This is a genomic window from Paraburkholderia sp. Ac-20336, assembly GCF_017105025.1.
Taxonomy (GTDB): Bacteria; Pseudomonadota; Gammaproteobacteria; order Burkholderiales; family Burkholderiaceae; genus Paraburkholderia.
In genome coordinates this window covers 1-23,170 of record NZ_JAAGPS010000028.1, presented here as the reverse complement: position 1 = coordinate 23,170, position 23,170 = coordinate 1, and the positions used below count along the sequence as shown (strand labels likewise).

The 23,170-nt window shown below is 67.0% G+C and carries 15 protein-coding genes and 1 pseudogene; 7 read left to right on the top strand and 9 right to left on the bottom strand.

The genetic code is table 11. From position 1 onward, the window contains the following. Positions 1–185 precede the first annotated feature (185 nt). Positions 186–1,463, top strand: coding sequence for an O-antigen ligase family protein (locus GXB81_RS11580; RefSeq protein WP_205989185.1), 1,278 nt, complete (start codon positions 186–188; stop codon positions 1,461–1,463). A gap of 75 nt (positions 1,464–1,538) precedes the next feature. On the opposite strand, the gene GXB81_RS11575 is transcribed toward GXB81_RS11580, so the two are convergent. Further along, the gene (locus GXB81_RS11575; RefSeq protein ID WP_205989184.1) at positions 1,539–2,642 is read right to left on the bottom strand and encodes a glycosyltransferase family 4 protein; all 1,104 of its coding nucleotides are present in this window, start codon (positions 2,640–2,642) and stop codon (positions 1,539–1,541) included. Between the two features lie 436 nt (positions 2,643–3,078). On the opposite strand from GXB81_RS11575, the gene GXB81_RS11570 reads away from it, so the two are divergent. Next, the gene (locus GXB81_RS11570; protein ID WP_205989183.1) at positions 3,079–4,083 is read left to right on the top strand and encodes a glycosyltransferase family 2 protein; all 1,005 of its coding nucleotides are present in this window, start codon (positions 3,079–3,081) and stop codon (positions 4,081–4,083) included. Between the two features lie 357 nt (positions 4,084–4,440). On the opposite strand, the gene msbA is transcribed toward GXB81_RS11570, so the two are convergent. Further along, positions 4,441–6,234: a lipid A export permease/ATP-binding protein MsbA gene (msbA, locus tag GXB81_RS11565; protein WP_205989182.1), complete on the bottom strand. Its 1,794-nt coding sequence runs from the start codon at positions 6,232–6,234 to the stop codon at positions 4,441–4,443. A 386-nt stretch (positions 6,235–6,620) separates the two neighbouring features. Here msbA and GXB81_RS11560 point away from each other — a divergent pair, with 386 nt between their 5' ends. Further along, positions 6,621–7,382 carry a glycosyltransferase family 2 protein gene (locus GXB81_RS11560; RefSeq protein ID WP_205989181.1) on the top strand — a complete coding sequence of 254 codons (762 nt, stop codon included), beginning with the start codon at positions 6,621–6,623 and terminating at the stop codon, positions 7,380–7,382. 263 nt (positions 7,383–7,645) lie between these two features. Here the strand turns inward: GXB81_RS11560 and dnaE are convergent, their stop codons facing one another. Further along, on the bottom strand, positions 7,646–11,230 hold the full coding sequence (dnaE, locus tag GXB81_RS11555) for a DNA polymerase III subunit alpha (protein ID WP_205989180.1): 3,585 nt from the start codon (positions 11,228–11,230) through the stop codon (positions 7,646–7,648). A 390-nt stretch (positions 11,231–11,620) separates the two neighbouring features. Between dnaE and GXB81_RS11550 the strand changes: the two genes are divergently transcribed. Continuing rightward, positions 11,621–12,475 (top strand): sulfurtransferase, encoded by an 855-nt coding sequence (locus GXB81_RS11550; protein ID WP_205989179.1) that lies wholly within the window; start codon positions 11,621–11,623, stop codon positions 12,473–12,475. A gap of 231 nt (positions 12,476–12,706) precedes the next feature. Continuing rightward, a complete protein-coding gene (gene gluQRS, locus GXB81_RS11545; protein ID WP_205989178.1) occupies positions 12,707–13,603 on the top strand; it encodes a tRNA glutamyl-Q(34) synthetase GluQRS in 897 nt (298 codons plus the stop codon). 147 nt (positions 13,604–13,750) lie between these two features. On the opposite strand, the gene GXB81_RS11540 is transcribed toward gluQRS, so the two are convergent. From GXB81_RS11540 to purT, 6 genes are all read right to left on the bottom strand, one after another. After that, complete coding sequence (locus GXB81_RS11540) at positions 13,751–15,217, bottom strand: DEAD/DEAH box helicase (protein ID WP_167047971.1); 1,467 nt, start codon at positions 15,215–15,217, stop codon at positions 13,751–13,753. Positions 15,218–15,668: 451 nt separating this feature from the next. Then, positions 15,669–17,105 (bottom strand): aldehyde dehydrogenase family protein, encoded by a 1,437-nt coding sequence (locus GXB81_RS11535; protein WP_205989177.1) that lies wholly within the window; start codon positions 17,103–17,105, stop codon positions 15,669–15,671. A 71-nt stretch (positions 17,106–17,176) separates the two neighbouring features. Beyond that, positions 17,177–18,829: an acetolactate synthase large subunit gene (locus GXB81_RS11530; protein WP_167047977.1), complete on the bottom strand. Its 1,653-nt coding sequence runs from the start codon at positions 18,827–18,829 to the stop codon at positions 17,177–17,179. A gap of 448 nt (positions 18,830–19,277) precedes the next feature. Further along, on the bottom strand, positions 19,278–19,655 hold the full coding sequence (locus tag GXB81_RS11525) for an MliC family protein (protein WP_205989176.1): 378 nt from the start codon (positions 19,653–19,655) through the stop codon (positions 19,278–19,280). Positions 19,656–19,790: 135 nt separating this feature from the next. After that, on the bottom strand, positions 19,791–20,003 hold the full coding sequence (locus tag GXB81_RS11520; RefSeq protein WP_205989175.1) for a DUF6726 family protein: 213 nt from the start codon (positions 20,001–20,003) through the stop codon (positions 19,791–19,793). 212 nt (positions 20,004–20,215) lie between these two features. After that, entirely contained in the window at positions 20,216–21,430 is a 1,215-nt protein-coding gene (gene purT / locus GXB81_RS11515) for a formate-dependent phosphoribosylglycinamide formyltransferase (RefSeq protein ID WP_205989174.1), read from the bottom strand. 241 nt (positions 21,431–21,671) lie between these two features. Between purT and GXB81_RS11510 the strand changes: the two genes are divergently transcribed. After that, entirely contained in the window at positions 21,672–22,211 is a 540-nt protein-coding gene (locus GXB81_RS11510) for an META domain-containing protein (protein WP_205989173.1), read from the top strand. Positions 22,212–22,646: 435 nt separating this feature from the next. Continuing rightward, a pseudogene (locus tag GXB81_RS11505) lies at positions 22,647–23,170 on the top strand (DNA translocase FtsK 4TM domain-containing protein); the annotation flags it as partial.

The following is a 23,170-nucleotide window of genomic DNA, read 5'->3' as shown; positions in this document are numbered from 1 at the left end:
GTACCGCCGTCGCCCGCGCATGGGCGCGAGGCGGCGGCTGCCTTACCGCGTTCGGCAGCAAGCATTTTGCAAGGAGACGCATGGTTATAATCCGGATCGCTCTACCGTCTTGCAACGACTCGAAGGGTCCGGCGTCCCCGCAATTTCACCACCGGAACGGTAGTGTTCATTCATATCGTAGGCCTATGATTTTTGCTCCCAGTCTGGTCTGTCTCACTACGGCCCTGCTGTTTTTCGCCCCCGCGGTCAATCTGATGTGGCGCGGCGGCACCGGCTACTGCTTTTTCGTCATCGTCGCGCTCGCGCTGGGCGCGGCCGTCGTCAACCGGCGCATGCCGGGCTATTTCTCCGCGCTGCGCACCTACCGCTGGTTCACCGTCGGGATGTTCGCGCTCGTCGTCGCGATCGGCGCGCAGCAGCTCGTGCTCGGCTACTGGCTGCCCCGGCAGTTCGACGCGCTGTCGCGCTTCGTGCTCGCGCTGCCGGTGTTCCTGCTGCTGCGGCAATTGCCGTCGCGCAATCTGCGCATGATCGGCTGGGGCTGCGCGGCCGGCGCGCTCGCGGTCGGCCTGTGGGCGTTCCTCGACCAGCCGCCGGGCGGCTGGACCGATGCGAACCGGCTCAACAACTCCTACACGAACGCGATTCCGTTCGGCGACACCGCGCTGCTGCTCGGCTTCCTGTCGGTGTTTACGCTCGGCTGGGACAACCCGCGCGACTGGCGCATGCTGCTGCCGCGCCTCGCGGCGCTCGTCGGCGGCGGCTATGCGTCGTATCTGTCGGGCACGCGCGGCGGCTGGCTCGCGGTGCCGGTGTTCGTTGTGCTGCTCGGCATCCAGTACCGGTGGTTCGCGCAGAAAAAGCGTCTCGTGATCGTGACGCTCGCGATCGTGCTCGCGGCGGGCGCGCTGCTCTCGACCGGGCGGATTCACAAGCGCCTCGCCGAAGTGCCGAACGACGTGTCGATGATGCACAAGGGCGATGACGACACGGCCACCGGCTTGCGCCTGCAACTGTGGAACGCATCGCGGATGATCTTCGAGCGGCATCCGCTCTATGGCATCGGCAAGGGACATCTGGTCGATGAGCTCGGCGCGATGGCCAAGCGCGGCCAGGTGAAGGCCGAGATCGTCAACGAGCGCGCGCACAGCGACTTTTTCTCGACGCTCGCCGAAATGGGCGCGATCGGCGTAATCGCGCTGCTGCTGTTCTATCACGGCATGGCGGTGTATTTCTGGCGGCACCGGCACATGGCCGATCCGGTGATCCGCGCGGCCTCGTACACAGGTCTCGCGGTCGCGACGAGCACCGTGATCTTCGGGCTCACGATCGACGTGCTCGTGCCGATCATGGTGACGGTGCTGCTCGCACTGCTCGTCGCGACGCTGCTGGCGATGATCGACGCGAGAAAGCGGGAGCTGGCGGAAGTTGCGCGCACGACCACGGGCGCGCGACCGGGCTAAGGCGCCCGGCACGGCTCGGCGCAGGGCTGGGCTCACGCTTGAGCCCGTGATTGAGCCCATGTTTGAACCCTCTCATCAGCGTGTGAACAGTTCGTAAAGCGCCGCGACATGCGCATCGACGCCCGGGTCGTAGACGAGACTCGCGCGCGGCTCCGCGATCCGCGCATTGCCGCGCTTCACGCGCTCCACCGCCTCGCCGATCGCGCGCTCGAAGCTACCCGCCTCTTGCCGCGAAAACTCGATCTTCGCCGCGCCGGTCACGGTCTCGGCCGAGCCGACGTTATCCGCGATCACGAGCGGCGTGCCGCACATCACCGACTCGACGCCGACGAGGCCGAACGGCTCGTACGCCGACGCCACGACCGTAAAATCGGCGGCCGCAAACAGCTTGCCGATCTCCTTGCTGTAGCCCGCGTAGCGGATCGTGTCGCCGGTCTTCGGCACCGGCCGGCCGACGACCACGAGGCACACCGGCAGCGTCGTGCGCTCGAAAAACGCTTCGAGCAGCGGGTAGCCTTTGCGCTCATGACTCGTCGACGAGAACAGGAAAATCACGCGGTCCTCGGGCAGCTCGAACTGGCGGCGCACGGCGGCGCGCTCGGCCGCGTCGAGCGGCTTGAAGCGCGCGGTATCGACCGGCGGATAGAGCACGTCGATACGCTCCGCCGGCACGTCATAGAAACGCTGCAACTCGCGGCTCATCAATTGCGAATGCGCGACGATCGAGCGCGCGCGCGTGTAGACGCGCCGCTCCAGTTCGATCTGCCATGTGTCGCTGCGGCGCGGCACGCGGCCCGCGGCTTCGAGCGAACCCGGATGCGTGCCGCCGCACAGCGCGACGTCGGCATGCGTCGAGTGATTGATCGAGAACACGCAGGCGGGACGATGGCGCTTCAGGCGCTGCTTCAGGCGCCAGTCGAACGCGAGGTTACGCAGCTTGCGCGGCGCCCAGCGCACGTCGAGCGGCTGCGCGTCGATCCACGCCGCCTCGGGCAGCGCGCGGTCGATCTCGCGGGCGAACAGCGTCGGGCGCAGACCGAGCCGATGCAGACCGGCGATCACGTCGCGCGTGTAGCGCTCGGCGCCGCCGCTGTTCTTGAGCGCCTGGGCGGTCAGCGCGATGTCGGTGAGGGGCAGGCGGTGCGCGTCGCGGGACGGCTCTCGGGTTGACTCAGGCAAGGCTCGGGTCTCGGTGAGGCGCACGCTCACAGCAAGCCGCGCGCGGAGTTTCGGGGCAGCGGCAATTGTAAAGGATGGGTTTCGGGAGACTCATGTCGGGCGGCCTGCCGGGGCTCGGGCGGAAATCGGGTGCGGACCCGCTCAGGTTCGCGGCCACCATGCCGCAAGCCGCCCGCGTCGCGCGGCATGGCCGCCAACGGCTAGAATCTAGGCCAATCGCTTCCGCTTCGACTCCATGACCGACAGCCTGCCGCCCGCCTCGTTTTCCCTGTCTGATCCGCCAGACCCGTCCGACGCGCCCGCGCGGTTCGCGGCGTCGGGCATGGGTGCGTCAGATGGACCCGATGCGCCTGATACGCCCGACGTGCCCTCCGCGTCGGGTGCGTCCAACGCCGGCGTCCCGACCGGCGGGCCCGCCGGGGCAGATGAATCCGGCATGTCCGCCACATCCGCCTCCAACACCGCGCGCCCGCTCGTCTCGATGCTCGTGATCGCCTACAACCAGGCGCAGCAGATCGGCGATGCCGTGCGCAGCGCGCTCGCGCAAACCTACGAGCCGCTCGAAATCATCGTGTCCGACGATGCGTCCAGCGACGCCACCTTCGCCGCGATCGAAGCGGCGCTCGCCGGCTACGCCGGACCGCATCGCGTGATCGCCCGGCGCAACACGGTCAACCAGGGCATCAGCGCGCACCTGTCGCAGCTCGCCCTGATGGCGCACGGCGAGCTGCTGTTCGTCGCGGCGGGCGACGACATGTCCGCGCCCGAGCGCTGCGAGCGCGTGGTCGACTGCTGGCTCGCCCACGAGCGCCGCCCCGACCTGATCGCCACCGATCTCGCCGACATGGACGAAGCGGGCCACGTGCACGAGCGCGTGAGCCCGGACGAACTCGACCGCTATCGCAGCTTCGACGACTGGCTCGCCGGCCGCCCGTGGCTGATCGGCGCGGCGCACACGTGGTCGCGGCGGCTCTTCGAGCGCTTCGGGCCGATGCTGCCGGGCGCCGCGGCCGAAGACCAGATCATGGTGCTGCGCGCGATCCTCTCGGGTGGCGCGATCAGCCTGCGCGAGCCGCTCGTGCGCTACCGGCGCGGCGGGCTGTCGCGCAAACGCCGCTACCGGTCGGTCGATGAACTGATCGCGCGGATGCGCCAGAGCAATCGTTATGGCCTCGCCGAACTCGCGCAGTTGCAGCGCGACGCGGACGTCGCCGGCCTCGGCGAGCGCATGCGCGCCGCGATGGCGCCGAAGCTCGCGCGCGAACGGTTCATCGCGGCGATGTTCGAGGCGCGAAGCTTCGGCGAGCGTGTCGCGCTGCTGACACGCGGCGCCGGCGTGAAGCTCGGGCTGCGTATCCGTATGTTTCTGTATGCGAGCTGCCCAGCGGTGTATGCGCCGGGGATCTGGCTCAAGCGCGTCGTGCGTGGGAAGCGCGGCTGAATAGCGTGGCTGAACAGCGAGGCCGCACCATAGCGCCGAGGCCGAACGCCGCTCGATTCCCGGCGGCAGCATCTCGGCGCCGATGCCCGGCACGCTGCGCCGCAAGCGCCTCAGCATCTTCGCCGTGCGGATCAAGGCGAGGCTGAATAGCGGGGCTGAGTAGCAAGGCCACGCCATAGCGCCGAGGCCAAGCGCCGCTCGATTCCCGGCGCCTGCATCTCGGCACCGATGCACGGCACGCTGCGCCGCAAGCGCCTCAGCATCTTCGCCGCGCGGATCAAGGTCCCGCTGGCGCGGCGGTTCATCACGAATGCGACCAGCGCCACGCGAACACGCGCGCCGCTCAAACACCCTGGATCAGGCCGCGCTCTGCTGGAACTGGATGCGATGCAGATGCGCGTACAGCCCGTCCTGCGCCAGCAGTTCGCGGTGGCTGCCGCGCTCGACGATCCGCCCCGCTTCCATCACGAGGATGCGGTCGGCGCGCTCGATCGTCGAAAGACGGTGCGCGATCACGAGCGTCGTGCGGCCCTTCATCAGCGTTTCGAGCGCCGCCTGCACGTGGCGTTCGGATTCGGAATCGAGCGCCGAGGTCGCCTCGTCGAGAATCAGGATCGGCGCGTCCTTGTAGATCGCGCGCGCAATCGCAAGACGCTGGCGCTGGCCGCCCGAGAGCATCATGCCGTTGTCGCCGACCAGCGTTTCGATACCTTGCGGCATCGACTGCACGGTGTCCCACAGGTTGGCCGCGCGCAGCGCCGCCTTGACCTTGTCGGCGTCGACCTCCTGACCGTAGGCGACGTTGTGCGCGATCGTGTCGTTGAACAGCACGACGTCCTGGCTCACCATCGCGATCTGGCTGCGCAGCGCGTGCAGATCGTAGTCGGGCAGCGCGACGCCATCGACCAGAATCGCGCCGCCGGTCGGATCGAAAAAGCGCGGCAGCAGGTTCACGAGCGTGGTCTTGCCGCTGCCCGACGGCCCCGCGAGCGCGACCATCTCGCCCGGCGCGACTTTGAACGAGACCTGGTCGAGCGTGTGGCGGCTATGCGTGGCGTTCGCGCCGTACGAGAACGACACGTCGCGGAATTCGACCTCGCCGCGCGCGCGCTCGAGCGGCTGGCCGCCGCCATCCGGCTCGGCCGGCTCGTCGATCAGGCCGAAGATCAGCTCGGCTGCGGTCATGCCGCGCTGCAACGGCTGGTTCACGTCCATCAGATGCTTGAGCGGCGAGATGATCAGCAGCATCGACGTGACGAACGCGACGAAGCCGCCGACCGTGGTCTGATCCGACGACGACTGCACCACCGCGATCGTAATCACGACCGCGAGCGCGATCGAGGCGAGGAACTGCGTCAACGGCTGCGCGAGGCCGCCCGAGGCGGTCATGCGCATGGCGTAGCCGCGCAGGCGCTTGCTCATCGCCGTGAAGCGGTCTGTCTCGTATTGCTCGCCGTTATGCACCTTGACGACCTTGTAGCCGCCCACGGTCTCCTCGACGATATACGACAGCTCGTTGGTGAGCAGCTGATGCTCGCGGTTCAGACGCCGCAGCCGGCGATTGATCTTGCCGACCAGCCAGCCGATGCCCGGCAGCAGCACCGCGACAATCAGCGTCAGGCGCCAGTTCAGATAGAACAGATAGCCGAGCAGGAAGATCACGGTCAGCGAATCGCGCACGAGCGTGACCATCACACTCAGCAGCACGTTGAGAATCTGGTTGACCTCGAAGACGATCGCGTTGATGACGGTGCTCGCGGTTTCGCGCTGGAAGAAAGCGACGCTCGTATGGATCATGCGGTCGAACATCTTCAGGCGCAGTTCGAGCAGGATCTTGTTCGACACGTAGGCGAGCAGATAGCCCGATGCATATTGCGAGACGCCGCGGATCAGCGCAAGGCCGATCACGGCGACCGGCACGAGCCACTTGGTCTTGTCGATCGCATGGGAGCCGAAGCCTTTGTCGAGCAGCGGCTTGAGCAGCGCCGGAATGGCGGCGTCGGTGCCGGCGCTCACCGCCATCGCGACAATCGCGCCAACCACGACCCACAGCAGCGGCTTGATGAACGGCCACAGGCGGCGCATGACGACGGCCGGCGACGACGCATCGCCTGAACCCATGGGTTTGCTTAACGTTGGCTTCGCGCTCAAGGAATCCTCTGGAAATGCGGAACAGCGAACACGCGGCACAGGGCGTTGCCGCCGCGCGAAATATTAAAAGAGAGCATTGTAATCGCTCGCAGATGATGGCCGGTGCACCGCGCGCGACCGGATGCACGCAAGGGTTGACGGGCCGGTGCGCTGGTGTGGGGCCGGATGGGCTGTGTATACTCCTCGCTGCTCGTTGCTCCTCGTTGCCCGTCGGCGGGCTCGCGGATTCGCCCGAGGCTGTGTATCGTGCGCTGCCTCTCCGGCTCGGGTTCGGGCTCGCTCGATCCGGCAAGCACGGCCGTGCGCCGATACGGGTATGGATACGCGAACGCAACCGGCCCGCATGCGCAGCCCGCTCCGTCATGTCGTCCCTCACGAACTCAGGTATGCAAGAAACCACCCTCGGCGTCGCCATCATCACCCGGAACGCGGCGGCGCGGCTGGCCGAATGCCTGCGGGCGCTGGCCTTCGCCGACCAGATCGTCGTGATCGACGGCGGCAGCACCGACGGCACGGCCGGGATCGCCCGCGCGCACGGCGCCCGCGTAATCGAACAGACGGACTGGCCCGGCTTCGGCCCGCAGAAAAACCGCGCGGTGGATGCGCTCGCGACAGACTGGGTCCTGTCGATCGATGCCGACGAAATCGTCACGCCGGAGCTGGCCGCGTCGATTCGCGCGGCGCTCGCGGCACCCACGGCCGACGTCTATGCGGTGGACCGCCTGTCGAGCTTCTGCGGCCACTGGGTTCACCACAGCGGCTGGTATCCGGACTGGATTCCGCGCCTCTTCAAACGCGGCCGCGCGCGCTTCTCCGACGACCTCGTCCACGAGCGCCTCGTGTTCGACACGCCCGCGCAACGCCTCACCGGCAAGCTCATGCACTACTCGTACGAGGACTACGAGAGCGTGCTGCGCAAGCTCGACGCCTATTCGACGGCCGGTGCGCGACAGCGTTATGCAGCGGGACAGCGCGGCAGCTTCGGCAAGGCGCTCGGACGCGGCTTGTGGGCGTTCGTGCGGACCTACCTGCTGCGGCGCGGTTTTCTGGACGGCCGCGCGGGCTTCATGATCGCCCTGTTCAATGCCGAAACGGTGTACTACCGGTTTCTGAAGCTCGCGCACCTGGAGAAAACGGGCGGACGCTAGGCGGCGATAAAAAAGGCGGCCGCTGGATGACGGACCGCCTTTGGCCTTTGTGCCGATTCTGCGCGACGATGGCGGCTGCGTTTGCTTTTACTTTTGCTTGCCGCTGCTTTTCGCTGCCTGCCGTCGCAGGCACTCAACGCAATGCAACCGAGACTCGTCGCAGACAGATTCGCATCGCGAAGACCCGCCCGCCGTAGCCTGAGACCATCCAGTGAGGTCTTGCCCGCCCGGATAAACCGTACGCGCAAAACCACCACCATCGATCAATAAACGATCTCGATCGAGCTGCCCTCGAACTCGCCACGCAATGCGGCGAGCAGTTCGTCGGTCGGCTTCACGCGCCATGCGTCGCCGAGGCGCATTTCGCCTTGCGCATTCTCGCTGCGATAGACGACCTGCACCGCGAGTCCGTTCGGAATCTGCACCGGCTGCCGGCCGTTGTCGCCGCCGAAGCCGCCTCGTCCACCGTTGCGTCCACCGCCGTTGCCGCCGCCGTTGCCACGTGCGGCAGCCGCCGGCGCAGCGGCCGCGGCCGGCTCGTCCTTGCCCGCGCAGTGCGCTTCGAGCACCCGCCGCAACGCCAGCGCATCGGCGTTGCCGTTCATCTGCACCTTGACCGAATCCGCGTAACGGCAACGCGCGCGGCCGAGATCCATAACCGTGTCGACGGTAAAGCGGATGCCGCCCGTGAACGCGTCGTTGCGCGCCATGCCCTGCACGACGAGCAGTTCGTCTTCCTTGAAAAGCTGCTTGTGTTCTTCGAAGACTTCGTTGAACACCGTCACTTCGCACTGGCCGGTGCCGTCGTCGAGCAGCGCGATCAGCATCTTGCCGCGCTGGGTCATCTGCGTGCGCAGCGACACGATCACGCCGGCGACGAGCTTGTCGCGCCCTTCCTTCAGCTCGCCGATCTTCTGGCGCACGAAGCGGCGCACTTCGTCCTTGTACGCGTCGAACAGGTGGCCCGACAGGTAGAAGCCGAGCGCGGCCTTTTCTTCCTGGAGCTTTTTCTTTTCCGGCCACTCGGCTTCGTCGACAAGTTCATGGCCTTGCGACGGCGCGTCGCCCATGTCGAACAGGCCCGCTTGCAGCGCATTGGCGCTCGCCTGCTCGGCCGCTTCCATCGCGAGCGACACCGACGCGATAAGCTGCGCGCGATTCGCGTGCAGGGCATCGAACGCGCCGGCGCGAATCAGCGCCTCGACCGTGCGGCGATTGACGATGCGGCGATCGACGCGATTGCAGAAATCGAAGATGTCGATAAACGGGCTTTCCTCGCGCGCGCGCAGAATTTCTTCGATCGCGTTCTGGCCGCTGCCCTTGATCGCGCCGAGACCGTAGCGGATCGTGCGCGAGCGCTTGCCGTCCGCCTCGGCAACCGGCTCGAAGCGATACGCCGACAGATTCACGTCCGGCGGCAACACGGCCATTTTGTTCGTGAGGCAGTCTTCGAACAGGATCTTGACCTTGTCCGTGTCGTCCATCGCGAGCGACATATTGGCCGCCATGAATTCGGCCGGATGGTGCGCCTTGAGCCACGCGGTGTGATACGCGAGCAGCGCGTAGGCGGCCGCGTGCGACTTGTTGAAGCCGTAGCCCGCGAACTTCTCCATCAGGTCGAAGGTCTCGTCCGCCTTCTCGCGCGTGAGGCCGTTCTTCGCCGCGCCTTCCGCGAAAATCTCGCGGTGCTTGGCCATTTCCTCGGGCTTCTTCTTGCCCATCGCGCGGCGCAGCAGGTCGGCGCCGCCGAGCGAGTAACCGCCGATGATCTGCGCCATCTGCATCACCTGCTCCTGGTAGACCATGATGCCGTAGGTCTCTTTCAGAACAGGTTCGACGCGCGGGTCGGGATACTCCACCACCTCGCGGCCGTGCTTGCGCGCGCAGAAGCTCGGGATCAGGTCCATCGGTCCCGGACGGTACAACGCCACGAGCGCGATGATGTCCTCGAAGCGATCGGGCTGCGCGTCCTTCAGCATGCCCTGCATGCCGCGGCTTTCCAGCTGGAACACGGCGACCGTATTCGCTTTCTTCAGGATCGAGAACGACGCGGGATCGTCGAGCGGCACCTGGGCCAACGACCAGCCCTGCTTCGACGGATCGAGCCGGCGGATATAGCGCTCGGCCCAGTCGAGAATGGTCAGCGTGGTGAGGCCCAGAAAGTCGAACTTCACGAGGCCGACCGCTTCGACGTCGTCCTTGTCGTACTGGCTCACGACGCCGCTTTCGTCGCCCTGCGTGTAGAGCGGGCAGAAATCGGTCAGCTTGCCCGGTGCGATCAGCACACCACCCGCGTGCATGCCGACGTTACGCGTCAGGCCTTCCACGCGCTGCGCGAGTTCGAGCAGCTGATGCACTTCGTCTTCGTTGTCGAAACGCTCCTGCAGCAGCGGCTCTTCCTTCATCGCGTCGGCAATCGTGACGTGCTTGCCCGGCTTGAACGGAATCAGCTTCGCGACGCCGTCGGTGAACATATAGCCGAGATCGAGCACGCGGCCGATGTCGCGCACCGCCGCCTTCGCCGCCATCGTGCCGAAGGTGGCGATCTGCGACACCGCGTTCGCGCCGTATTTCTCCTTCACGTACTGGATCACGCGATCGCGGCCGTGCTGGCAGAAGTCGATATCGAAGTCGGGCATCGACACCCGCTCCGGATTCAGGAAACGCTCGAACAGCAGGTTGTAGCGCAGCGGATCGAGGTCGGTCACGCCGAGCGCGTAAGCGACCAGCGAGCCCGCGCCCGAGCCCCGGCCCGGGCCCACCGGCACGCCGTTGTTCTTCGCCCAGTTGATGAAGTCCGCGACGATCAGGAAGTAGCCCGGAAAGCCCATCTTGATGATCGTGCCGCACTCGAATTCGAGGCGCTGGTAGTACGTGGCACGCTGCGCGTCGCGCTCGGCCTCGTCCGGATAAAGCTGTTCGAGGCGCTTTTCGAGGCCCTCTTTCGAGAGCTGCACGAGGTAGTCGTCGAGCGACATGCCGTCGGGCGTCGGAAAGAGCGGCAGCTTCGGCTTGCCGAGTTCGAGCGTGAGATTGCAGCGCTTTGCGATCTGCACCGTGTTGGCGAGCGCCGAGGGAATGTCCGCGAACAGCGCGGCCATGTCTTCTTGCGTGCGGAAATACTGCTCGTCGGTAAACCGCTTCTGGCGGCGCGGATTCGCGAGAATATCTCCTTCCGAGATACACACGCGCGCTTCGTGCGCGGTGAAGTCGTCCGGCGTCATGAACTGCATCGGGTGCGTGGCGACCACCGGGAGTTTCAGCGACGCCGCAATCGCGACCGCCTGCTGCACGTACTGCTCGCCGCCCGGCTGGCCGCAGCGCTGCAACTCGATATAGAAACCGTCGGGGAACACCTTCGCCCAATGCTGCGCGTTGCGTTTCGCCGCTTCCACGTTGCCGGCCGCGAGCGCGAGACCGATGTCGCCCTGCTGCGCGCCCGACAGCGCGAGCAGCCCTTCGCCGAGCCCGGATTCGAGCCAGCCGGCTTCGATTTCCGCGCGACCGCGGTACTGGTTCGTGAGCGACGCCTTGCTGAGCAGTTCGCAGAGGTTCAGGTAACCGCCGCGGTCCTTGACCAGCAGCAGCAGACGCGAAGGCTTGTCGCGGTCGTCCGGATTGGCGATCCAGACGTCGCAGCCGGCAATGGGTTTGACCCCCTTGCCACGCGCTTCCTGGTAGAAACGGACGAGGCCGAACGCGTTGCCGAGGTCGGTGAGCGCGAGCGCGCCCTGACCGTCTTTGGCCGCCGCCGCGACGATGTCGTCGAGACGCACGATGCCGTCGGCAATCGAGAATTCGGAGTGAACGCGGAGATGAACGAAGCGGGGATCTGACATGGGCGACATTGTAACTCCACCATTCCGCAGATTTCAGCCCAAAGCGGCGCGTTAGCCATTCGGCCAAGGCATGGCCGGCAGCATGGGCGCGCGGGCGCGGCGCCGTGGCGCTTCGGGCCGCCCAACGACCACGCTCGTGACGATACGCGCGGGATTTTGCAGTGCCGCTCGCCATAACGCGCGGCGTTTGCGCCAAAGCAAACACCTGGCCATTCGGCCAGGTCGGGGAAACCGCCGGCTTGAGGGATAATAGCGGTTTCGCCTCATTCGACGTGGCTGCCAGCGCGCGAGAACACGGGCCCGATCCGGCACGCCGCCGGCCCGACAACGCCCGCGGCGCAACCCACCGCCAGCCGCTCCGCCCTTTGCCACGCCGGCCATTTTTACCGCTGAACACACATGAGTATCGTCAATCTCGCCGCGTATCAATTCGCGACCATCGAAGACACCGCCGCCTGGCGCCCGCTCGTCACCGAACGCTGCAATGCGCTCGGCCTGCGCGGCACCATCCTGCTCGCGCCGGAAGGCATCAACCTGTTCGTCGCGGGCACGCGCGAGCACACCGACGCGTTCATCGACTACCTCCGCCACGACGCCCTCTTCAAAGGCAAGTTCGCGAATCTGCAATTCAAGGAAAGCCTGTCGGACAAGCAGCCGTTCACGCGCATGCTCGTCAAGCTCAAGCGCGAAATCATCACGATGAAAAAGCCGGCAATCCGCCCGGAGCTCGGCCGCGCGCCGTTTGTCGACGCGCCCACGCTGAAAAGCTGGCTCGATCGCGGTCACGACGACGCAGGCCGTCCGGTCGTGATGCTCGATACGCGCAATGCGTTCGAAGTCGACGTCGGCACGTTCGACAACGCGCTCGACTATCGCATCGCGAAATTCAGCGAATTCCCCGAGGTGATCGAAAAAAATCGCGCCGTCCTCGAAGGCAAGACGGTCGTGTCGTTCTGCACGGGCGGCATCCGCTGCGAGAAAGCGGCGATCCATATGAAGGACGTCGGCATCGAGAACGTGTACCAGCTCGAAGGCGGCATCCTGAAGTACTTCGAGGAAGTCGGCGGCGCGCATTATCACGGCGACTGCTTCGTGTTCGACTATCGCACCGCGCTCAATCCGCAACTGGAACCGACCGCGACCGCGCAGTGCTTCGGCTGCCGCGCGGTGGTCACGCCCGAGCAGCAGCAATCGCCGCTGTACGTGGCGGGCAAGACGTGTCCGGCGTGCCATCCGGACGGCACGGCCGCGTAATCGATGCGGATCGCGGATGTCAATGGCAAACACGAACGGCAAAGCGCGCATGGCAGACGCGAATCGCCGCAAACGGCGTGCGCCGTCGGGCATGGGCCTGGCCACTGCCCGCGCGTGCGCCGCGGCATGTGCCGACCGGTCACGCTGTGTCCCAACGTGCCCTGACGTCCCCGCCAGCGGCCGCGCCCGGGCGCTGACGCCGTCATCCGCCAACCCCTTGCCCCGCTCATCATGACCTATCGCGGACGCTTCGCGCCGTCGCCGACCGGCCCGCTGCACTTCGGCTCGCTGGTCGGCGCGCTCGCCAGCTGGCTCGATGCGCGCGCGCATCGCGGCGCGTGGCTCGTGCGCATCGAGGACATCGACGGCCCGCGCACCGTGCCCGGCGCCGCCGAGGACATCCTCGCGACGCTCGAACGCTTCGGCATGCGCGCCGACGAAACGCCGATCTGGCAAAGCCGGCGCATGGCGCGCTATCAGCAGGCGCTCGACCTGTTGAAGTCCAGCGGCCTCGTCTATCCGTGCGGCTGCACGCGCAAGGAAATCGCCGATTCGCTGCTCAACGCGCACGCGCGCAACACGACGCTCGCCTATCCGGGCACCTGCCGCGCGGGGCTGCACGGCAAGCCGGCGCGCGCATGGCGTCTGCGCGTGCCCGACGGCAAGGCCGCCGTGATCGAATTCGACGACCGCTGGCAAGGCCGGCAGACGCAGAATCTCGCGACCGAAGTCGGCGATTTCGTGCTGCGTCGCGCCGACGACCAGTGGGCCTATCAACTCGCGGTGGTAGTGGACGATGCGGACGCGGGCATCACGCACGTCGTGCGCGGCGCGGACCTGCTGGATTCGACGGCGCGGCAGATCTATCTGCAACGCTGTCTCGGTGTGGCGACGCCCGGGTATCTGCATGTGCCGGTCGTCGCGAACGAACACGGCGAGAAACTGAGCAAGCAGAACGGCGCGACCGCGCTCGACAGCGCCAACCCGCTCGAAGCGCTAGGCGCGGCGGCGCGGCATCTGGAACTCGACCTCGGCGGCGAACCGCCCACGACGCTCGAGCAGTTCTATCGTGCCGCGACGGCGGCATGGGTCAAACGGATGAAGGTGGGGGTGAGGGCATCGGCCTGAGGCACGCGTAACATGCGTCGCACGCGGGAGCACGGGATTCGAAGCACAGCCGCTGCAAACGCTTGCAACATGCTGCCGGTCACTCACGGGATTCGCGAGATTCGCGCAACGGCAAGCCCCGGTACGGCAGCGCAAGCGCAACTCGCCTTACGACGACGAAGGCGTCTTCCGCGGCATCCCGAAGCCGCCGAGCAGCGCCGCCAGTTGCCGCTTCGGCGCCTGCTTCTGCGGCGCCGCATCGGACGCCGCGCTCTCTTCGACCTTGCGCACCGAAGCCGGCGACGGCTCATACGGCTTCAGGAAAAAATCGTCGACCGGTTGCGCGCGATGATGATGCGGCCGGTCGTACGAACCCGACGCACCACCCGTGCGGCGGCGGCTGCGCTCGTCGCGTGCCTCGCTGCGATCGCGGCGCGGCGGGCGGTCTTCGTGATGATGGCGCACCGGCGCATCGACGGTCAGGCGCTGCAATTCGAGCGGACGCTTGATGAGCTTCTCGATGTCGGCCAGCTGCTTGCGCTCGTTCGGGCTGCACAGCGAAAGCGCGTCGCCCGACGCGCCCGCGCGGCCCGTGCGGCCGATCCGGTGCACGTAGTCTTCGGCATTGAACGGCAGGTCGAAGTTGATGACGGCCGGCAACTCGGCGATGTCGAGACCGCGCGCCGCGACGTCGGTCGCGACGAGGGCCGCGACTTCGCCGCGCTTGAACGCATCGAGCGCCTGCATGCGTTCGCTCTGCGAGCGGTCGCCGTGAATCGCGGTCGCCACCACGCCGTCGCGTTCGAGCGAGCGCGCGAGCCGGCTCGCGCCGATCTTGCTGTTGCAGAACACGATCACCTGCTTGAGGCTGCGCTCGCGGATCAGCTGCACGACCGCGCCGGTCTTGTCGCCCTCGGCGACCTCGTAGACGATCTGCGTGACGTTGGTGGCGGTCGAGTTGCTGCGCGCGACTTCGATGGTCTGGGGGTTGCGCAGGTAGGTCGCGGCCAGCTTCTTGATTTCGCCCGAGAACGTGGCCGAGAACAGCAGCGTCTGACGCTCCTTCGGCAGCAGGTTCAGGATGCGCTGCAGGTCAGGCAGGAAGCCCATGTCGAGCATGCGGTCGGCTTCGTCGAGCACGAGCATCTGCACCTGGCCCAGGTTGGCGGTTTTCTGCTGCACGTGATCGAGCAGGCGGCCCGGCGTCGCGATGAGGATTTCGACGCCGCGGCGCAGTTGCTCGGACTGCGGGTTCATGTCGACGCCGCCGAACACGACCGCGCTGCGCAGCGCCGTGTGCTTCGCGTACGCGTGCACGTTCGCGGCGACCTGGTCGGCGAGTTCGCGCGTCGGCGTGAGGATCAGCGCGCGCACCGGATGGCGCGCCGGCGAAGCGCTGGTATTGGCCTGCGGCAGCAGGCGCTGGATGATCGGCAGCGAGAAGCTGGCGGTCTTGCCGGTGCCGGTTTGCGCCGCGCCCATCACGTCGCGGCCCGCCATCACCACGGGAATCGCCTGCGCCTGGATCGGCGTGGGCGTGGTGTAGCCCGATTCCTTGATGGCTTTCAGGATGTCGGGCGCGAGGCCGAATTGATCAAAAGTCTCGGTGCTGGGCGTGACGGCTGTGTCGGACATGGTGGCTTTCGCTAAAAATGCGCCTGGCGCAATGCGCGCGGCAGCGGTCGCAACCGCGGCGGGCATCAGGATGAAGGCGGAGCCACGGCGTTCCGCACGGGACCCGTCAGAGTTCGGACAATGCGGCCGGCTCCGGCCGGCGGGAACCCCCGCCGAAAGGCCGGTATTGTAGCACTTCAGCAAAAACACTCATGGCGCGAACGGCGGATTTCTGCTCAGGCGGCGGGAGCCTGCGCTCCTTGCAGGCACCGCGCGCGCCCATCTCGCCTGCCGTTTCGCGAGCGGCGCGCGGCGGAAATCGCTGCGCCGGAAACCACCGAAAACGATACACACTGCAAAATCGCCCGTGCCCGCCGCGCTCGCAGCGTAACGCGCGCGGGCGACAGTTGCATGACAGCGCAACCGCCCCCGCGCCCCCGCGCCCATCGTCCTCGCGCCGGCTGCGTTCGGCTCACCACGTCTCGCGCATCACCATCAGGCGCAGCTCGGTCATGTCCTCGATCGCGTAGCGCACGCCCTCGCGCCCGAGCCCCGAATCCTTGACGCCGCCATACGGCATATTGTCGACGCGGAACGACGGCACGTCGTTGATGACCACGCCGCCCACTTCGAGCGCATCCCACGCGCGATGCGCATGCGCGAGCGAATCGGTAAATAGGCCGGCCTGCAGGCCAAAGTCGCTGTCGTTGACCTGCGCGAGCGCCGCTTCGAAGTCGTCGAAACGCTCGAGGATCGCGACCGGCCCGAACGCTTCCTTGCGATACAGATCGGTGTCGCGCCGCACGCCTTCGAGCAGCGTCGCCTCGAACATCGCGCCGTCGACCTTGCCGCCCGCGACGATCTGCGCACCCGCCTGCACGGCGCCCTCCATCCAGCCGGCGAGCCGCTTCGCTTCCGACTCGGAGATCATCGGCCCGACGAAGGTCTTCTCGTTCTTCGGGTCGCCCATCACGAGCGACTTCGTCTTCGCGATCAGCTTCTCGCGCAGCGCGTCGTAGACGCTCGCATGCGCGAGAATCCGCTGCACGCCGATGCAGCTCTGCCCCGACTGGTAGAACGCGCCGAACGCGAGCCGCTCGACTACGTAGTCGAGCTTGCCGCCCTGATCGCCGTCGACGATCGCGGCCGCGTTGCCGCCCAGTTCCAGAATCACCTTCTTCTTGCCGGCCTTGCGCTTCAGTTCCCAGCCGACCGCCGGCGACCCTGTGAACGACAGCAGCTTGAAGCGCTCGTCGGTCGTGAACAGGTCGGCGCCATCGCGATGCGCTGGCAGGATCGAGAACGCGCCTTTCGGCAGATCGGTTTCCGCGAGAATCTCGCCCATGATCAGCGCGCCGACCGGTGTGCGGCTCGCCGGCTTCAGCACGAACGGCACGCCCGCCGCGATCGCCGGCGCGACCTTGTGCGCGGTCAGGTTCAACGGGAAATTGAACGGCGAGATGAACGAGCACGGCCCGATCGGCACGCGCTTCACATAGCCGTGATAGCCCTTCGCGCGCGGCGAAATCTGCAGATTGACGATCTCGCCGTCGATCCGCACGCTTTCCTCGGCGGCCACCTTGAACGTATCGATCAGACGCGTCACCTCGCCGCGCGAATCGTTGATCGGCTTGCCCGCCTCGATGCACAGCGCGAGCGCGAGTTCGTCGTAGCGCTCGCGAAAGCGCGTCACGCAGTGTTCGAGCACCGCCTGGCGCTTGAACGGCGGGTAGGCGCGCATGGCCGGCATCGCCTCGACCGCGAGGCCGATCGCCTTGTCGATCGCGGCCGCGTCGGCCATCGCCACGCGCGTGGCGACTTCGCCGCTGAATTTGTCGGTGACGTCGAGATCGGTGTTGGCGGCCACCGGCTCGTTAGCGAGGTAGTACGGGTAGGTCTTCTGCAACATATCGGGTTCTCCTGGAGTCGATACACAGTGCCGGCACGCGGCGTCGATGCGCGGCCTGGCTGCACCGCGGCTTACAGCCGCGCGGACAGCCGCTTGATCTCGCGATTGAGCACGCGCTCGTTGTCCGAGTAGTCGATCGGCACGTCGATCACATGCACGCCCGGCGTCGCGAAGCACTCGCGCAGAAGCGGCGCGAACTGCTCGGCGGCCTCGATGCGATGCCCCTGCGCGCCATAGCTCTGCGCATAGGCGACGAAATCCGGGTTCGCCAGCGTCATGCCGTAGTCGGGGAAGTTCATGTTCTCCTGCTTCCAGCGGATCATGCCGAACGCGTCGTCGCGCAGAATCAGGATCACGAGATCGAGCTTCAGGCGCACCGCCGTTTCGAGCTCCTGCGAGTTCATCATGAAGCCGCCGTCGCCGCACACGGCGATCACCTTGCGGTCCGGATGCACGATCTTGCTCGCGATCGCCGACGGCAGCCCCGCGCCCATCGAGGCCAGCGCGTTGTCGAGCAGCAGCGAATTCGGCTCGTGCGCGCGGTAGTAGCGCGCGAACCAGATCTTGTACATGCCGTTGTCGAGACAGACGATGCCGTCCACCGGCGTGGTCTCGTAGACGTCGTTGACGATCCGCACCGGGTACATCGGAAAGCGGTCGTCGTGCTGGCCCTTCACGAGATGCGCCTCGAAGTGCTCCTTGATCTCCTTGAAGCGCGTGAAGTCCCAATGCTCCTGGCGCTGCCTCAGGCGCTCTTTCAACTGCCACACCGCGTTGGCGATATCGCCGACCACTTCGATCTGCGGGAAATACACCGGATCGACTTCGGCGCCGAGGAAGTTCACGTGGATCACGGTCTTCTCGCCCGCCTCGCCGCTGCGCATGAAGAACGGCGGCTTCTCGATCACGTCGTGGCCGACGTTGATGATGCAGTCCGCGTGCTCGATCGCGCGGTGCACGAAGTCGCCGTCGGAGAGTGTCGCGTTGCCGAGCCACATCGGATGCGATTCGTCGATCACGCCCTTGCCCATCTGCGTCGTGAAGAACGGAATGCCGATCTGGTCGACGAATTCGCGCAGCATCTTGGTCGTGGTCTTGCGGTTGCCGCCCGCGCCGATCATCAGCAGCGGATGCTGCGCGGCCGTGATCGCCTCGACCGCGCGCGCGACCGCCTTTTCCTCGGCAACCGGACGGCGGCTGTAGCTCTTCGGAATCGGCTTGCCGTCGCCCTCTTCATGCGCGACGTCCTCGGGCAGTTCGAGGTGCGTGGCGCCGGGACGCTCCTCCTCGGCGCGGCGCACGGCCTCGCGCACCGTCGCCGGAATATTGCCGATCGACACGATCTGCCGCGTGTACTTGGTGAGCGGCTCCATCATGCGCACCACGTCGACGATCTGGAAGTGCCCCTGCTTGCTCGACTTGATCGGCTTCTGGCCCGTGACCATCAGCATCGGCATGCCGCCGAGCTGCGCGTAGGCGGCGGCAGTCACGAAGTTGGTCGCGCCGGGGCCGAGCGTCGACAGGCACACGCCCGTGCGGCCCGTGAGGCGCCCGTAGGTGGCGGCCATGAAGCCGGCCGCCTGCTCGTGGCGCGTGAGGATCAGACGGATTTTCGAGCGCCGCAGCGACTCGAGCAGATCGAGATTTTCTTCACCGGGAATGCCAAACACGTACTCGACACCTTCGGCTTCCAGCGACTTGACGAACAGGTCCGATGCTTTCATTAAGGGTCTCGCTTGATGGAACGGCGACGGGCCGCAGGCCGGGCCCAGCGGGCTCAGCAGTTGGCTCCGCGGTTAGGGGCCGAAGTTCGGGGCCAAAAACGGACGATCGAAGACGACAACGACGGCCGCGTACAACACGCACAACGTGCATGCCGCACAGCGCCTCGCGCGCGGCATGGCGAACGGCATGGCGAATGCCACGCCGGACAGCTTACTACTCGAGAGGCAATGACGCGCGCGTGCAGGCAAGGCCGCGCGGGACGGCAAGGCGGGACAACAGGGATGAGGGCCGCGAAAGCCCGTAGCGGGAAGACGCCATGGGCGCGCGCGAAGCAATCGGCGAAGCCGTGCGCGCAGGCGCGCAGCGGGCAACGCGCGAGACGACCGCGGACGGCCCGGCCCGAACGGAAACGAGCGCCGCATGCCGTCCACGGTCAGCACACCACGTTCAGCGCACCACGGTCACACAGTCGGACAGCACCGGCGGCGCGTTTTCACCGTTCATTGCGTCATACAGATCGGCACGCGGGCCCTTGGTCCACCACGTATAGCTGCCGGCCTGATATTTCGCGCCGGACCCCGAGAGCGTGTTGACGAAGAGCATCGGCGTGCCCTTCACGGGCAGCACGGCGAAGCTCTGTCCGTTCTGCGCGTTCCAGTAGGTAACCTGCAGAATCTTGCCGGTCGCGCACGTGTATTTGTTCGTCTGATGGTTCTTGCCCTCGATCTGGCCGAACCGCAGCGGCGCGGCCCATGCGCCGCCATGAGGCGCGAGCGCGAAGGCCGTCGATGTCAGCGAGAGAACCGCAACGAGCCATGTCTTCATCGAACACCTCGATTGTTGCCGTGAAGTTGCCGTGGATGTTGCCGCGAACCCGGCACGGCCTCAAGCGGACCACGCCAGGTTCGTGTTTCGGACCCGCACCGACCGGTGCAGCGCGGCTCGACGGCCGCGGCCTGCTCAGGGATCGATCGCGTCGGCGCAGGCGTCGGTCGGCGCGGCGGCGACGTGCCCGACCAGCGGCACGATCTTCAGCCCCGCCGATGCGACGCGGCACGGCGCGGCCGCGAGACCGCAGCCGCTCATGCCGGCACACAGCGCGAACAGCACGCCGAGCGCACCGAGTCGGCGTGCCCTGCTGCGCCATGGAGTACTGCGCGATTCGACTGCCATGTGTTCCTCTGCTTCGGATTTTCCACGTCGACGAGCCCGGGCCATGCGACGAGCCTGCTTACGTCGATCATTCGGATCGCGCACGGCGAACATGCCGCGCACCGTGTTCGATCGGGCATCCCGGGGGTTTTGCAAACCGCCGCGCCGCGCTTCGAAACCTGGCTTCAAAACCTCACCTCGCAGCAGCCCGCCTCGATGCCCCGCCTACCCCTCTACTTCGCCGACACCGGCCGCACCGCCGCCGCAGCCTGCTTCGCGCGCGAACGCGCCTCGTCGATCGTCTCGCCGGTCGCGAGCGCAACGCCCATGCGGCGCTTGACGAAGCTCTCGGGCTTGCCGAACAGGCGCAGGTCCGCATTGGGCACCGCCAGCGCCGCCGCGACGCCTTCGAACGCGATGCCGGCTTCGTCGCGGCCGCCGTAGATCACCGCCGACGCACCCGGCGCGCGCAGCGACGTATCGACCGGCAGACCGAGAATCGCGCGCGCATGCAGCTCGAACTCCGAGAAGCGCTGCGAGCACAGCGTGACGAGCCCCGTGTCATGCGGACGCGGGCTCACTTCCGAAAACCATACGTCGTCGCCACGCACGAAAAGTTCCACGCCGAACAGGCCGCGGCCGCCGAGCGCCGCCGTCACCTTGTGCGCGATCTCGCGCGAGCGTTCGAGCGCGAGCGCGCTCATCGGCTGCGGCTGCCACGATTCGACATAGTCTCCGGCAACCTGCACGTGGCCGATCGGATCGCAGAAATACGTGCCGACCGCACCGCTCGCGGGGTCAATCGCGCGTACGGTCAGCTGCGTGATCTCGTATTCGAAGTCGATGAAGCCCTCGACGATCACCCGGCCGTGATTCACGCGACCGCCTGCCATCGCGTACTGCCAGGCCGGCTCGACGTCGGCGTCGCTCCTCAGCACCGACTGCCCCTTGCCCGAGGACGACATCACCGGCTTCACGACGCACGGATAACCGACCTTCGCGATGCCCGCGCGCAGTTCGTCGAGCGAGTCGGCGAACGCATACGGCGAAGTCGCGAGGCCCAGTTCCTCGGCGGCGAGGCGGCGGATGCCTTCGCGATTCATCGTCAGTTGCGTCGCGCGCGCGGTCGGGATCACCTCGGCGAGCGCTTCGGCTTCGATCGCGGCGAGTTCGTCGGTGGCGATCGCCTCGATCTCGGGGACGATCAGATGCGGGCGCTCCTGTTCGACCAGCGCGCGCAGCGCGGCGCGGTCGGTCATGTCGATCACGTGCGCGCGATGCGCGACCTGATGGCCCGGCGCATTCGGGTAACGGTCGACGGCGATCACCTCGACGCCCAGCCGTTGCAGCGCAATGATCACTTCCTTGCCGAGTTCGCCGGCGCCGAGCAGCATGACGCGCGTCGCGGATTCAGAAAGGGGCGTGCCGATCCGTTGGCCGATCTGCATGGGGTCTCCAGAAAAAGTCGGATGAGGGTGGGATTGAACAGGACGCGATGTTAACATGCGGGCCCCTTGCCGCGCGGCGCTCGCGGGGCTGCTGCCGCGCGACGGGAACCGCGGTGCGGGCGTCCGGCGCGGGCGAGGCGCCGCCCTATCGATCCGGCGCCTCGCCGCGCGTCTTTGCTCGCGCACGGCCAGCTTAGTACGTTACCCTTACGCCTTCGCCTGTTTGAAGAGAACGACGCCCATGCTCACCCGCTCCAGCCCGCGACGGCTTGCGCGCTTCACCCCGTGTCTGCGCACGGCCGTTGCCACGTTGAGCATTGCCGCGCTGCTCGGCGCGTGCGCGATGCCGAAGCATCCCGACACGTCGGCGCCGCCGCCCGATCCGTTCAATCCCGCCGCCGCCCAGCTGCTCGACAACACGAGCTGGACGCTCAGCGCGTGGAAGCAGGCGGACGGCACGGCGCGCGCAATTCCGTCGCAGGATCAGGGGCCGCTCACGCTGACGTTGTCGACCGAAGGCGGCAAGCGGCACGCAAGCGGCTTTTCCGGCTGCAACCGCTTCATGGGCCCGTACATGCTGAAGGACGGCAAGCTGAGCTTGGGTCCGCTCGCGGGCACGCGCATGGCGTGCGCCTCGCCGGGCGGCGAGATCGAACGGCCGTTCCTCGACGCGCTCGCGCACATCGATCGCACCGGCGTGCAGATGCGCCCGCCGCAACAGATGCAGTTGATCCTCGATGACGGCGCGACGCTCGTGTTCGATCGCAGCGACGGCAAGTGACGGTGCGAGCAAAGCGCGCCTCGTTCGCGCGATGGATCGCCTGATGGATCACGTCACGGTTCGTGTTGCAGTTTGCCTTACGGTGCGCGTTGCGCTTTGCCGCGCGGTTGGTGCCGTCGTTCATGCCGTAGTTGGTACAGCGGTTCGTCTCGCGATCGACGCGATGGAACGCATCGCCGCCGCGCGGATCGAACGGCGTTGCCTGGCCAGGCGCCGGCCACCCCAGGCCGACATGCATGCGGAGCCGCGACGCTCCTTGCGAGGCGCGAAGCTCGCCGCAGCCGCAACAGTATTTTCCCGATCGCGGACCGCTTGCCGGTCCGCGATCCCGTTCGACGCAAGCAGACTTGCGCCGGCCTTCGAAGCCGCGGGCTTCGCCGGTTTAAACTCGACGGGTTGCGCTTGCGCGCGCTCCGTCATACGTAGATGTCTGGTATGCACACGGTAGTTTTCGGCTGGTTCGGCGGGTCGGCCGTCTGGTTTCTTCCTCTTCTGTGGCGCCTCGTGAAGTCGGTGCTGCCGGGCGGCGTGGGGCTGCGCGGCCCCGGCACGATCCGCCTGTGGCTCGGCTTCGTTTGCGTGCTGATCGCCAGCTGCACGCTCGAGGCGTCGCTGATCGGCATGGATGGCGTCAACGGTTTCGGCCATGCGTTGGCTGCGGGGCCCGGCCGTCTGCTCGGCCATATCGGCACGCCGCTCGCGGCACTCGCGCTGTTCGTGGTGAGCCTGCCGTGGCTCGTCGATTTCCGCTGGCGCGACGTCGTCGAATGGGCCGACGGCGCGTTCGGCCTCGGCCTGTCGCGCGGACTCGCGAAGCGCGACGAGGAAGCGCGCCGCCACCGCAGCGTCGACGAGGCCGCGCCCTCGCATGCGTCGCCGGCCACCAACACGATGGCGCCGAAAACCACGCGGGGCCGCTACGCGCGACCGACGATCTGGCGTCCGCCCGCGAGCGGCCG